Annotated in this window: 15 protein-coding genes; 5 read left to right on the top strand and 10 right to left on the bottom strand. The window is 32.3% G+C overall.

Features of this window, described 5'->3' with window-relative positions; genetic code table 11:
- Positions 1-289: 289 nt before the first annotated feature.
- The 9 genes from uvrC to AAGD29_RS02355 form a co-directional block, all read right to left on the bottom strand.
- On the bottom strand, positions 290-2152 hold the full coding sequence (uvrC, locus tag AAGD29_RS02395; protein ID WP_341758381.1) for an excinuclease ABC subunit UvrC: 1863 nt from the start codon (positions 2150-2152) through the stop codon (positions 290-292).
- Between the two features lie 195 nt (positions 2153-2347).
- Complete coding sequence (locus tag AAGD29_RS02390; protein WP_341757783.1) at positions 2348-3307, bottom strand: IS110 family transposase; 960 nt, start codon at positions 3305-3307, stop codon at positions 2348-2350.
- A 431-nt stretch (positions 3308-3738) separates the two neighbouring features.
- Positions 3739-5133 carry a sodium:solute symporter family protein gene (locus tag AAGD29_RS02385; RefSeq protein WP_410521167.1) on the bottom strand — a complete coding sequence of 465 codons (1395 nt, stop codon included), beginning with the start codon at positions 5131-5133 and terminating at the stop codon, positions 3739-3741.
- A 39-nt stretch (positions 5134-5172) separates the two neighbouring features.
- The gene (locus tag AAGD29_RS02380) at positions 5173-6204 is read right to left on the bottom strand and encodes a transposase (RefSeq protein WP_341748048.1); all 1032 of its coding nucleotides are present in this window, start codon (positions 6202-6204) and stop codon (positions 5173-5175) included.
- A gap of 555 nt (positions 6205-6759) precedes the next feature.
- Positions 6760-6828, bottom strand: a complete 69-nt coding sequence (locus AAGD29_RS02375) for a hypothetical protein (protein ID WP_341758734.1) — start codon at positions 6826-6828, stop codon at positions 6760-6762.
- 205 nt (positions 6829-7033) lie between these two features.
- The gene (locus AAGD29_RS02370) at positions 7034-7270 is read right to left on the bottom strand and encodes a DUF6290 family protein (RefSeq protein WP_341758380.1); all 237 of its coding nucleotides are present in this window, start codon (positions 7268-7270) and stop codon (positions 7034-7036) included.
- Between the two features lie 54 nt (positions 7271-7324).
- Positions 7325-7756 carry a tRNA (adenosine(37)-N6)-threonylcarbamoyltransferase complex ATPase subunit type 1 TsaE gene (tsaE, locus tag AAGD29_RS02365; RefSeq protein ID WP_341758379.1) on the bottom strand — a complete coding sequence of 144 codons (432 nt, stop codon included), beginning with the start codon at positions 7754-7756 and terminating at the stop codon, positions 7325-7327.
- 33 nt (positions 7757-7789) lie between these two features.
- Positions 7790-8476 carry a hypothetical protein gene (locus AAGD29_RS02360; protein ID WP_341758378.1) on the bottom strand — a complete coding sequence of 229 codons (687 nt, stop codon included), beginning with the start codon at positions 8474-8476 and terminating at the stop codon, positions 7790-7792.
- Positions 8477-8958: 482 nt separating this feature from the next.
- Positions 8959-9849, bottom strand: a complete 891-nt coding sequence (locus AAGD29_RS02355; RefSeq protein WP_341757373.1) for an IS982 family transposase — start codon at positions 9847-9849, stop codon at positions 8959-8961.
- A gap of 213 nt (positions 9850-10062) precedes the next feature.
- On the opposite strand from AAGD29_RS02355, the gene AAGD29_RS02350 reads away from it, so the two are divergent.
- The 5 genes from AAGD29_RS02350 to AAGD29_RS02330 all read left to right on the top strand — a co-directional run bounded on the left by AAGD29_RS02350 (position 10063) and on the right by AAGD29_RS02330 (position 12991).
- The gene (locus AAGD29_RS02350) at positions 10063-10329 is read left to right on the top strand and encodes a hypothetical protein (protein WP_341758377.1); all 267 of its coding nucleotides are present in this window, start codon (positions 10063-10065) and stop codon (positions 10327-10329) included.
- Between the two features lie 37 nt (positions 10330-10366).
- Positions 10367-11227 carry an Rpn family recombination-promoting nuclease/putative transposase gene (locus AAGD29_RS02345; RefSeq protein WP_341758376.1) on the top strand — a complete coding sequence of 287 codons (861 nt, stop codon included), beginning with the start codon at positions 10367-10369 and terminating at the stop codon, positions 11225-11227.
- A gap of 33 nt (positions 11228-11260) precedes the next feature.
- Positions 11261-11458, top strand: coding sequence for a hypothetical protein (locus AAGD29_RS02340; RefSeq protein ID WP_341758375.1), 198 nt, complete (start codon positions 11261-11263; stop codon positions 11456-11458).
- Between the two features lie 142 nt (positions 11459-11600).
- Entirely contained in the window at positions 11601-12191 is a 591-nt protein-coding gene (locus AAGD29_RS02335) for a TIGR02217 family protein (protein ID WP_341758374.1), read from the top strand.
- The gene (locus AAGD29_RS02330; protein WP_341758373.1) at positions 12188-12991 is read left to right on the top strand and encodes a DUF2163 domain-containing protein; all 804 of its coding nucleotides are present in this window, start codon (positions 12188-12190) and stop codon (positions 12989-12991) included. The genes AAGD29_RS02335 and AAGD29_RS02330 overlap by 4 nt, the downstream gene beginning before the upstream one ends.
- A 365-nt stretch (positions 12992-13356) precedes the next feature.
- Here AAGD29_RS02330 and AAGD29_RS02325 read toward each other — a convergent pair whose 3' ends face one another.
- Positions 13357-14166, bottom strand: coding sequence for an enoyl-ACP reductase (locus AAGD29_RS02325; protein ID WP_341758372.1), 810 nt, complete (start codon positions 14164-14166; stop codon positions 13357-13359).
- Positions 14167-14202 lie beyond the last annotated feature (36 nt).

The following is a 14202-nucleotide window of genomic DNA, read 5'->3' as shown; positions in this document are numbered from 1 at the left end:
AGTTTAAAAGTCATGAAAAGAAGTTGAGAAGATGTCATTCCCGCTTCGGTCAGGAATCTAAAAATACAGAAACACCTTAGACGTAAAGGTTTTTGAGATCCCCGCCGTAGTTCGGATGACATAAACTACCATGAATTGTATGCCTTAGAAAAAACTTGATTATCGAGTAGAAGATATGTTATATAATTTTAGATCCCTGCCTTCGCAGGGATGACATAATAGCACTAACATCACCCCTAATAGCGATGATTACTTGAGCCTACTATTAATTTATTACATCAAATTTAGGTTATTTATTATGTAATGATGTAAAAATATGCTTTGCAAGAGTTTGGCTTATACCTTTTACTTTAGATAATTCCTCAATAGTAGCATCGCATATTGCTTTATATGAGCCAAAATAATGTAACAAGGCTTTTTTTCGGATAAGACCAACTGAATTTATGTCATCTAGACTAGAAACTTTAATGGCTTTGGAACGGCGTAGCCTATGATTTTTTATAGCAAAATTATGTGCTTCATCACGCAAAATCTGTAAATATTTCATAACTGGCAGGTTTTTATCGATTGTAAAAGCTTCTTGACTAGGCATATGAAATTGTTCGCATCCAGCATTTCTGTCAGGTCCTTTTGACATACAAACAAATGGAATTGCAAGATCAAATTCTGCCATTATTTTTTGTACTACTGATAGATGTCCTTTACCTCCATCAATAATCATTAAACTAACTATACTCTTTAGAGGTTCTTTTTTTAATCTTGTAAATCTTCTTGTTAGGACTGTTCTTAGCATTTCGTAATCATCACCTCCTTTGGCATCACCCCCATTGGTATCTGCCTTGGCAACAGGTATATTAAAAATCCTATATTCTTTTTTATCGAATCCGGATTTAGTCGCAACGATCATACTACCTACGGCAAATGTTCCCATAATGTGACTATTATCGTAAACTTCGATTCTATCTGGTAGTAGTGGTAGGTTGAATAATTGTTGTATTTGTTGGAAGATCATTTGATTTTTAGCAAATTGTTTTAAATGCTGATCAAGTGCTAGCTGGCCATTCAATTCAGCATTTTCTAATAATTTTACTTTATTACCATGGATAGGGTGTATTATAGACAATTTATTATTAGCACTAAGTTGTTTAATAGCTTTAGTTACTAATTCTATATCAATGATTGGATGATTTATAATTATCTCATCTGGAACGGGATTAGTTTGATAAAACTGATTGATAAATTGTGTTAGAATTTCAGCTTTGCTGCTTTCATCCGTTTGAAACGGAAAGTACGCTATATTTCCATAAGATTGACCAAACCTGTATACAAACAGTTGAATACAATAACAATTATTCTTTTCAACAATGGCTATAACGTCAGCATTTTTTATAGAATTACTAGATAAGGTTGATTTTAGTTGGATATAACTCAGTGCCTTTATCCGGTCTCGTATTTCGGCAGCAACTTCAAAACGTAATTGTAGACTTAATTGTTCCATTTTATCAGACAGAGTTTTTTGTAGTTCTTTAGTCTTGCCAGTTAAGAAGTCTCTTACTTGACCAACCAGCTCACTATAATCTTCTTTACTAATTTTGCCAACGCATGGGGCAGAGCATCTACCAATTTGGTATTGTAAACAAGGACGCTTGCGGTTCTTAAAATAATTATCACTACAAGAACGTAGTTTAAAAATTTTTTGTAATTCTTTTAGGGTAGTATCTACTTGCTCTGAAGAAACAAACGGACCAAAGAATTCACCACTAGATAAATTTTTTCCTCTATATTTAATTAATTGTGGGTAATCAGTATCCAAACGTAATTTGACATAGGGAAAAGATTTATCATCTTTAAGTAATATGTTAAATTTTGGCTGAAACTTTTTGATTAGTTGTGCTTCAAGTAATAAAGCTTCAATTTCAGAGTTAGTAACATTATACTCTAAATGATGTGTTAGAGATACCATGCGTATTGTTTTATTGTCAAGATCAGTTTTAATATAGTTAGTAAGGCGTTTTTTTAGATTCTTAGCTTTCCCCACATAGATAACTTGCTGATCAGCACCCAGCATTTTATAAACCCCAGGAAGATTAGGAGCATTCTCAAGATGAGATTTTATTAATTCACTACCTACAAGTTTAGATTTTTGTAACATAATTTAACCTCAAGTGTCGATGTAAGGATGGTTTAATAGCCCTGATGTCATCAACTATGATTTTTAAAAAATTAAAAAAAAGTTTAAAATAAAAAACCAAATTGGTTTAGAGAAATAACAAAAAATCTCTAGCTTAACATTCACAGTAAACCACGACTTGATAAAAATTTAAATAAATATAGGTTTAAATTTTTATCAAGTCTTTGCCGATTTTAAATAATAATCTCTAACCCTTGCATTAGCAATGACAATAATTTTACGCATTAAAGCAGTAATGGCAACTATAGGCTTTTTACCTCTAGCAATTAGCTCTCTATAATATTCACCTAACTTGCTCTTTGATTTAGCTGCTGCCATTGCTGCAGTAAATAATTTGGTTCGTACATTTTGTCTACCACCACTAACTGAACGATACCCTTTATATTGTCCACTATCCTTAGGATGTGGGGCTACTCCGACTAAACTAGCTATTTGCCTCCGATCAACCTTACCAATCTCTGGTAAAAATGCTAATAAAACTTTACTAACAACCTTACCAATACCGGTTACTGTCTCCAATACCTCAAGCTGTTCTACAGTCTTTTCATCGGTTGTTAACTCGGCTATCTCTTCTTCTAATTTCTTTATAGCTTTGGATAAACATAACAATAAATCTTCTATACTATCTTTTATCATATCATTATTAGGTCCTGCCATCCTATTTTTCTCTTGAGTCTGCAATTTTACTAAATCATCACGACGAGATAAAAATATTTTTAGCTTGCTCATCTTTTGATCAGGTTTTTGTTGTAAAGATAATTCCTTATGCCTTTCTTGTCCATATTTTACTAAAGCTTGAGCATCTACAGAATCAGTTTTAGCACGAGTACCAAGTGATCTTATAAAGTACTTTACTTTTTGGGCATGTGCTCTATGAACAGCACATTTTTTGCTTAATAAAAAATTTACTAATTCAGTTTCATATCCACCTGTAGTCTCTAATACTATTAGGGAGTCAGTCAAAAAACTTTTATATTGCTTAAAAAATTCCTTAAATCCAATAGTGTTATTAGAAAAAGTCATAATTTTATTATTATTAGATATTGCTACTGCAAAAGTTGATTTTGCTATATCAATACCAATAAAATTGTTATATAATTTATCCGTTGGGGTCATAAAATCCTCGACATATTTACGATTGTAAGCGGGCGTTTCAGCCCAATGAACTATTTAAACGTTCGAGCTTATTAAGTAAGTGGTCTCTTGATGACAATGTTTGTATAAACTCACCCCTGACGAGCACCACTTACTTTTTTCATTATATCATAGTTTTATCTTACAACCCCTGCTTCGGTGCGGGGTCTAAAAAAGTCTAACAAACCCTCTCAGTCTATTTTTCTAGATTCCTGCCTACGCAGGAATGACATGGATCTTTCGCAGGGACATCATCACAACTATCGAAAGTTCGATATGGATCGCGTATAAGTATATATCTATTGTTTTACCATTGAAAACCCCTTCTCTATCGAACTTTCGAGTGACATCACCCCTAATAGAGATGATACTAAGCCTAGTATTAACTTGTTACATCGAATTCAGATTTAGTTCTATCGTCCCATAGAACCTAGCTTTTTGGTAATTAATCCTATGCAGAAGACTAACAAACTGCACATAGTACCAACAAAGACCCCCTTTAGACGAGAATTATGAGTGAAAAAATATGTCCAAATGAGAAAAGATGTGATCCCGCTTAATCCACATAAAACCATCATTCTTTGTGTTATAGTAATGTTGAAAAGAGCAAATACTAGAGGGACTAATATTAGTGGTCCCCAAAATCCGGTAATAAACATTACTAAATCAATTACATTATTAAATTTTAAGGCAATAATTATTGCAAAGCTGCCAATTACGACATTAGTAATTCTAGCAATTAACAATAATTTCTTTTGATTTTGTATTTTAAAAATAGGATTTAATAAGTCCTTCACTAAGGCTATTGAGGTGACATTTAAATCAGAATCAGCGGTAGACATAACTGCTGCAAGTAAGCCAACTATCACAAAGCCTTGTAACCCTGAGGGTACTATTTGATCAATTAGGTGTGGTAATGCAAGATTAGAAGAATAGTTGGGATAAAGATTATAGGCAATCAGACCATTTAAGGTGATAAATATTAAGAATATAGCATATATAACTGATTTTATATATATAGCGGTACTAGTCTTTTTTGCATTATTATTAATTAGAGCCCTCTGAATAAAATTAGGATATAAGTTCATTACACAAAAACCTAGCATGGCAGTTATCGTATTAATAAATATCTCACTAGCAAAATTATTATTATAGATAAAATATACTTTTTCACTAGGTAGTTGTTGGATAAATTCATTGATGCCAACTTTATTGAGACCACATATGGCAATAACTGGAATAGCCATTATCATTGCAAAGAATTGTAATAAATTAGTAAACATAATCGATTGTAATCCTCCAATAGTTGTGTAGATGATAACAATTCCATAACTTAATATTACTCCTTCTAAATAATTAATCTTTAAAATATATTGAAAAATATAACCACTAACGCTAATTTGGGCAGCAACAAAGCCTATAGACACCATAACAGACGCAGTGCCAGCAATAAAACGACCTGAGGTACTATAATATTTTACCATTATATCGCCGACACTTTCTGCTCCATAATGTTTAGTTATTTGGGGTACAAGATAAATAGCTATGAGTATATCGATTGGTAGAGTGAGTATTAGTCCGTAGCTATACGATAAATCACCGGAAAAGGCTTTTTCAGCAATACCAAAAGTAGCACCTCCCCCAACAGATGAAGCAAAAATAGTTGCAACCAACAATAGTTTACTATTGCTAGTCTTACCTTGAACGGTAGCATAATCTGTAAAACTTATAAGTTTAGATCTGTAGTATGTACCAACAACAAGTATCGATACCAAGTATACTAATACAATAATATTATCAAGGGTCATTCTAACTATTTTTATTGAAAGTGGCAGAGTATACAAAACTTACGCTATGTAAGGTTCTAAATAGCGTAAAGAGGGTGAACGTAACTGCTGTTGCATATAATGATCTAAAAGCCCTAACTTTATTTGATAAACCGTCTTACCTATTTTGTGTGCAGTTCTTTTTAGAAAAGCCCACACTAAAAATGCACAACTAATGTGATTACGCTGGATGCGTTGTTTTCTGCATTGGCATCGTTCTATACCGGTAAGTTGCTTGATTTCTCTATGCATGCTCTCAATTACCCAACGAAAGCCACACTCATCTTGTACGGCTTTAGAAGATTTTTGAGTTTTGTTATTGGTAACAATATAATCAACTCTGTTGGTAGAAACAGTAAGTTTAAACAAATTAACATGCTTATCTTTTGCAAAGCCCTTTATATGAATCTCCACTCCGCTCTTAATTTCCTCATCTGAAAACGTTAACTTGCTAACAGCTTTATAAGGCTTAGAAGAGGAAGTTTTAGTAACGTTTCTATTTGCTTTAATAGGAGCATAATAATATTTACCCAAGGAATCAACATGTTGCATAATTTTATGCGTAGCATACCATGTGTCAAAAAGCACAGTTTGAAAAGGAATCTTTTTGCTATACACAGCATTATTTAACATATTTAATAGGTGTTCTACTTTTGTCGCTCCATCATGTTCGGGCGAAAAAATTCGGTAATCTATTACCCAAAACTTATTAATATCCGGATTATAATATACCAAACTTACTACTCCTATACCAGTAGTAATACCACCTGTAGCCCCACTGTACTGTGATCTAGCAATTTCTATTTTCTTGGTATTTCTTTTATTTAACACCGTATCATCAAATATTGTATATCCGTTAGGCGATAAAATAACATCATCCTTAATATGTTCCCATAACAAAGAAGGTGTATATTTTTCATTTTTTAAAAATCTATTAATAACATCATGGCTACATTTTTTGGCATGTTCAGCATAGTAGGTCAAACTATAATTCTTTTGACTCACTATTAGAAATTGACAGTAATCTGTCCTATTAACTGGTATTGCTTGCAATTTTATCCTCTTGGCATTTGTAAATTATACTCAACATAATTTACCATTTTTTTTCTCATAGCGTAAGTTTTGTATAGTACAAAAAAACTTTTTTGTATCACTTAAAGTACACTTATATGTTTGGAGTTCTAGGGGTAATATCATTTCCCATTATTAACTACGCTAATACTACAGTTGTAGTCATTACCTAGAGCTGTCATTCCCGCTTCGGTGCGGAATCTAAAAAAATAGCCTAAAAGACTATTAAACATTATTAGATCCCAGCTTTCGCTGGGATGACATCGTTTTGACATTAGTACTACAACTGTAGCACTAAATAGCGTAGTTAATAATAGGAAATGGTATAATAACCTCAGTTCGATATAAGAATTAATAATTCTTATATCGAACTGGCTTTGTTATAAGGAAAAATGCACTCTTGAAACGGTTCTGCGAGTGCATTTTAACTTTTTTCATCATTCAATATGTGATTTTAATTATTAAAATCACATATTGAATGGAGTGTTATAATATCATCCTTATGACGCGAATTCGGGTTTATGCATATTTGCGTATTCAATAACTGCAATCATCTTTATATATATCTTTTCTATGTTTTATAGCGACTATGAAAATCATTTTAATTTTTGGATCAATTCTATAGACAATACGATAATCGCTAACTCAGAGGCGTCTATGACCTTTCAGGCTGTAACGTAAAGGTTTTCCAAAACCAATAGGTCGATTATCAAACGCTCTTCAATAGCTTTTTTAATAAGTGCCTTAGCTTTTGTAGAGAGAGAAGGAATGTGTTTGTTTATTACTTCTTCTAAATAACGTACTTGATATTTTACTTCCATGCATCATCATGGCTATAAGTTTTGACACCGTCCTTATCAAGTTTCTCTGCTACTTTAGATAGATAGAAGTCCTCACGCATTTCTAAAGCTTCAAGAGCTAATTCACGCACTAAACTCGCAACAGACTTATGCTCCTGATGAGCTAAATGTGAAAGTAAGCCAGCAGTTGTTTCTTCAAAAGTTACATTGATTCTTGGGTTTTTTGTTGCCATGATGTATAGTTTCATTAATGTTTAGGATAAGTGTAGTGTAACACTTTTACATCACTTTGTCAAGGGATATCAGAAACAAGCAATGCTACAAGATCGTTTGTTACCTTCGAGTATTTGTAAGTGAATTTTGGTTATAGGTCTAGGTAATATTTTTTCAATTAGTTCTGGCCATTCAATTAGACAAAGATTACCTTGGAAGGCTTCTTCTATACCTAGTTCATAAATTTCTTCTAAGTAGTTTAAACGATAAAGATCAAAATGATAAATCGTGAATTTTGATGTAGTATAAATTTGTAGTAAATTAAAAGTAGGACTGATGATATGAGTAGCAGGCCCACAAAAATACTTTATAATCTCTCGACATATAAATGTTTTTCCGCAGCCTAAATCACCGGAAAAAGTTATAATGTCACTAGATTCTAAATTTTTAGCAATAGTTTGTGCAAACGATATAGAGTCTTGTTCATTGTTTAAAATAATAGACTCTTGTTGAAACTTCATTGGATATTCAAATTTGGGGGTGATCAATAGAAGTTAGGAAACTGGCTGTTTCTCCTCTTCTAGGCGATCAACCTTAGTTAAGAACCAATCTGTATTTTTAGAGATAAGGCTTCTAGAAAATGTCCATTCTTCTTGCATATATTTTATACTACTAGTTATTTTTTCACCTGTGAATAATACTTTTATGAAAATATTATTAGCGAATGTATAAGCTTCAGAAATTTTGGCATCTAGTACGCTGCCATTGACAAATTCTCCATAGGTTTCAGAAAAAATATGGAATTCTTGTATATATCTTTTATCTACCAATGTAAGTAAATTTTCAATATCATCATCATTAGAGGCTTCAATGATCAGTTCCAAGGCTGCTTTTGCACTATGTAAAAATTTTCTTGCTTTAAATGATGGAAGTTTAGCCGATACAGCTGCAAGACCAGCTATTATAGCAGTAGAATTCTCTTCAACTATTAACCCATCAAGCTCCATAGGGTTAATAGGAGGGGTTTTTACCACACTATGAGGCAAATTATTCTTAAAAATATTACCAGCAGCAGTTTTTGCTGTATAAGTAACGTCTTTGATTCCTGTTTCACCGAAAAAGGAAGATTTGTGTTTAGCTGGATCATCCTCTGATGTAGAGCCAAGAGTAGCAATTAGCCTATTTATAATAAAAAAAGCGACTCCAGCAAAAATTAACAACTCTATTATTTGAGCAGACATTAATATAACTCTATTAGTTTGAATTCTTTATATATCCCTGAATTCGATGTAACAAGTTAACTCTAGACTCGGTGTCATCCCTGTTAGGGTTGATGTTTCCTCGCTAAGGTTTATGTCATTCCTGCGTAGGCAGGAATCTAAAAAAATAGACCAAGAAGGTTTGTTAGACTTTTCTAGATACCAGCTTTCGCTGGGATGACACCCTAGGCTATTAAACCTATGTCTTACATCGAACTTAAGATTATACATATTCTATTGTAAAATTTAAAGATTTGGAAGTTATTTATGCACCAAAATACTTAGTGCAAGTATAAAATATGTTATAAGTGATAATTATTATTTATTTTAGGTGAATATGATAACAAAATATTTTAAAAAAATCTTTAAAGCTAAGTCCTGTAAATCACATACATTTATTGATTTTACTGCTCTAGGGAATTCAGAATTTAGGGATGTAAAAGTTGGTATAGAGGCATATCACGTCAATTCGGGATAAGGATATTGAGAACATGTAGATTAAAATCAAATTTTGTTGAAGGTTTATTTTTCTTTAATGAATAAGCAACAAGAGTAGATAATATATGGACAAAGGCATTTATTGGTGATCTATGTCTAGTATGTTCAAGGTTCATTTTATTTTTTAGATAATCAAAAACTGTTTCAATTAAGTTACGCTTTCGAAGTAAGATTTTTTCTTTCAAATCCATTAATTTATTTTCCATATTCTTCTTAATTCCATGAATCATTTTTAAGCCTCTTTCATATAAATTTAAGAACAAATTTTGCTTAATATAACCTTTATCAGCTGCTATAATTCCAGTTAATCTTTTTGTTAACTCCGGTACTGGAATCCTATCATCTACATTGCCTTTGGTCACTTTTAATGCCATAAACTCCCCTTTATTATTGATTATTACATGTAATTTAAAACCATAAAAATACCCCATAGAGGATTTACTATGTTTGGCTAATCCTTTAAAAACTTTATTGCTATAACGCCTTTTATTGTGACAAGCTTTAATCGTTGTAGAGTCAATAAAATAAATACCTGTTTCCTCACCAAACAACAAATGAATCAACATATTTAGCGGTATGAATAATCGTGCCATTAATTCAACAAATCTATTATAACTCAAGGCTTTAGGGAAATCATCCTTATGCATGCACTCTATATAACTTTTATAGAAAAATTTAAAATTCTTAGCATAGGATGTATGAAACATAATTATTATTGTTAACATTTCACTTAAACTCATGCTACAACAGCGATTTCTCTGCTTATTTGATGGTAATAACTTTCTCTGTTCATACTCCAAATAAATTTTACAAAAATCATCTATAAAACTATATAATTCTGTGATATCTTTTTTCATGCCTGTAGTTTGTTTTTTTGTTTAAAAATATAAATACTGCAGGCACTCCTTTTTGACAATCCTTTTATCTATTACTATTTCATCTATATCTTATCCCAAACTGACGTAATATATAAATTATTATCTAGTGACCAAGATATTAGACTTAGCGTTGACCGAATTTATATATCGGTAGTTCAGGATGCAAAATATCCGTTCTTGCTAATAAATATTTTGAAAGTTGAAAATATATCAAGATTAGATCAAAATATTTACGAGGTGGAATTTGAGATAAGTGCTTTTGCTAGGGATAAAAACCAAGGCCTGTTGACTTTACTTGCTGAAAAAATTACTAATAAATTAACAGCTAATGCATGTATTCTTCAAGATTATATTGTTGCTAGTATGAAAGCATGTAATATAAATTTTCAGCGTAGTTCTGACCTTATAACTACTAAGCTTACGATAGATTATAAAGCTTTATTGAAGGGGAATAGTTAATGAAAATCAACTATTCCATATACTCAAAGATCAGAAAATGATAGAGTTAATAATATTGAAGGAAAAGGGAGTAATTGATATGGAAAAATATTTAGACCCAACAAATGATAGTTTGTTTAAGAAAATCTTCCGTGATAAGGAGAATTTAAAAGAATTTCTTAATAGCGTTCTTGATTTATCTGAAATGTACAGAATTAAGGAAATTGAATTTATTCCAGTAGAAGAATTAGCGGGGATTCATAAGGGTAGGAGAAGTGTATTTGATTTAAAAGTTAAAGATGAATCAGGAAACTGGTACATTATCGAAATGCAGAAAAGAAATGAAACCGATTATTTAAAAAGAGTACAATATTATTCTGCCCATTCATATGTTGGGCAACTTATAGAAGGTTTAACTCACTTGGATTTATTGCCAGTAATAGTGATTTCATTGGTAAAAACTAGAATATTTGACAAAGAAGTGCCTTATATAAGTATTCATAAAAATGTTGAGACTACTACTAATAAACAATATTTATTTGACCTCTCTTATATATTTATAGAGCTTGGAAAATTTAAAAAAACACAATTAACGAGTGTTGCTGATGAGTGGTTACATCTATTCAAATGTGCAACACAAGAGACAGAACCACCTAAAGATATTAAGAGCAGTAAGGTATTAGATGCTTATCATATGATTGAACGGTATAAGCTTACCCCAGCAGAATACGACTTATATATTAGGACTAAATTGCAGGAAGATGCAGAAAATATCGCTTTATCAGAACATTTTACTAAAGGTAAAGCTGAAGAAAAAATAGCAATGGCAAAAGAAATGCTAGCTAATAATGAGCCGATAGAAAAAATAGTTAAATATACAAAACTATCCATAGAAGAAGTAGAACAGCTAAAGAAATAAGCTTTGTATACTCAAATGATTTGGAGAAATTAAATGATTAATCTTGAACAAGAAGATTTTTTATTATTGAAATCTATCTTAAAAAAATATCCATATACATTTCAAGCATATGGCTCTCGCAGTAAAGGTAGCAATAGGAAATTTTCTGATCTTGACCTCTGCATTATGGAGCTAATAAGTGATGAAGAATTACTTCCAGAGCTGTCATTCTTAGCAACGGCGGGAATCTAAAAAAATAGCCTAAAGACTATTAAACATTATTAGATCCCAGCGAAAGCTAGGATGACATCGTTTTGACATTAGTACTACAACTGTAGCACTAAATAGCGTAGTTAATAATGGGAAATGGTATGACACATTTACAGGAGAAATTATGAATTTTCATGATATACGTATGCCAAAATTTATTGAAACTTTTGCTGTTGGCAGACCAGAATTTGCTACTTCTTGTGCTATGACATTATCGGGCAGAGAAGTGAGAAATTTAGATAGAGAATATGCTAAACAAAAATATTTGATTAAAAATTGTCGCCTGAGTAGTCTCGAATTTGAACAGTTTAGTTCTTTCTTTAGAGCAAGAAGAGGAGGGAATTTTGCCTTCCGTTTTAGAGATAATGTTGATTATCAAGTATCAAGGCAAATTATTGGCAAAGGTGATGGGGAATTAACGCAATTCCAACTAGTTAAACTATATGAAGACCCAATTTTGCCCTATGCTAGGACAATTAGTAAACCGGTATTTGGTAGTGGAGAATTCTATGTTAATGATATCAATACAGAGATTCAAGTTGATTATAATACTGGAGTAGTAACCTTGCCAAAACCATTAGATAAAGATCAAATTTTGACAGGTAATTTTATTTTTGATGTAGCTATGCGATTTGCTAGTGATAGTTTTGAATATTTTTATTCTTCTGACGGGTCAATAGAATTATCTCCCATAGAATTATTGGAGGTTATATGACAGTAGCTTTAGCAGAAAATATTGATAATCCCATAGCTGAATTACAGGGGTTTACTTATTGTTTCCATATAAAACTACAAGATAGTCTTGATCTGTATCTTACCGAGTCTGATAGATCTTTATCAATTGATAATGTAATATTTGTTCCGAATTCTGGAGTGACTTTAAAGGAAGGAGGATTTAATGATTCTGCCCAGAATTACATTATCTTAGAAGGAGTTTTTGAGAATGAGGGAGTAAAGCAACATCATGATTTAGCACAAGCTATGGTCAAGATATATGTTTGTTTTGCTAACTCTTGTAGGCATTTTGTTACTTATCGCTGCATCACTTATACCAAAAGAGATTTGGATTTTACTTTACGTTTAGAGCCAAATATAGACGTATATAATCAGTCGTTACTGCAATCTTTTAGTAAGAATTGTCGTGCTAATTTTGGTGATTTGAAATGCAAAATAGATAAAAAAGTTTATAGTCAGATATATAATATTAAGGAAATGTTTGGTAGAACTATGGTTATCTCAAACCTTGATAAAGAAAATGGTTATTTCAATTACGGGGATGCTATTTTAGCTGATGATCAAGCTGATGTTCAGTTTTATAGTAAAATCCTTAGTCATTCTGAGAATTTAATTACATTGGATAAAACAATTCCCGATAGTATGAAGCATAATAAAACTGTTTTACTTACTGTAGGTTGTGATAAAAAATTTATAACTTGTTGCAATAAGTTCAACAATGCAGTAAATTTCAGAGGAGAGCCATTGATTCCTGATGATAACTTTATCAAAGTGATTTAGGTAAGGCAGACTAGATGTCCATAGTACCCTACTTTTTTCTATAATCGTCATCGCGAGGCATCTTTAGATGCCGTGGCGATCTAGTGAAGTGAGGCGTAATACTGCATAAAGATTGCCACGTCGCTGCTGTCGCAGCTCCTCGCAATGACGATTGTGGTGTCTGTAGGTGCGATTACACAAAAAATGTAGGGTACTATGGTTAATGGTACTTACAGAACCAAAAAGTATGTCATTCCTAGCTAAAAGCTGGAATCCAAAAAATAACCTGTAAAGGCTATTAGATATTGTAGATTCCGCTACCTGCACGGGAATGACATAAAGAGAAGCAGGGATGAACGAGTAGGGACATATACGATTCAGTATAGTTAATGGCAATTACTAGAAGCTTTACCCATCCCTACTGTAGTGTTATAGCCACAATCTACATAATGTATTTCACCAGTAACTCCTTCTGCTAAGTTACTCAGCAAGTATAATGTAGCCCCTGCAACATCACGCTGAGAAGTGTTTCTGCGTAACGGCGATGCAGCTTCATGGAGAGCTAACATAGTTTTGAAATCATTAATACCACTAGATGCTAGAGTTTTTATAGGACCAGCTGATATGGCATTTACTCGGATGTTATTTGATCCCATATCAGTTGCAAGATATTTTACACTAGATTCCAACGCAGCTTTAGCAGGCCCCATGACATTATAATTAGGGACTACTTTTTGTGAACCATAATAAGTTAGGGTAAGGATACTACCACCGTCTTTCATCAAAGGTTCTGCACGTTTTGCCAAGGCAATCAGAGAATAACATGATATATTCATGGTATTAAGAAAGTTAGACAATGAGGTATCTATGTATCTACCTTGTAATTCATTCCTATCAGAAAAAGCAATAGAATGAACCAAGAAATCGAGTTTGCCCCACTTCTGCTCAATAATTTTAAACAAATTATCAAGTGATTCTTCATCTGTTACATCACACGGAACAACGAAATCACACTTAATTTCTTCAGCAAGTGGTATAACGCGTTTTGCAAGCACTTCTCCTTGATAGGTAAAGGCTAAGTTTGCACCATGTTCTTTGGCCATTTGAGCAATAGCCCAAGATATTGATAAATTATTAGCGACACCTGTAATTAATCCCTTCTTACCATCAAGCAAACCAGTGACTTTAACTTGCATATATATTCTTTTATTTTTATTAAAACCTTGCCCAAA

Origin of the sequence: Candidatus Tisiphia endosymbiont of Ditula angustiorana, assembly GCF_964026425.1 — a bacterium.
GTDB lineage: Bacteria > Pseudomonadota > Alphaproteobacteria > Rickettsiales > Rickettsiaceae > Tisiphia.
Note: the sequence above shows the minus strand (reverse complement) of the source record. Positions and strands in the feature narration are given on the sequence as shown.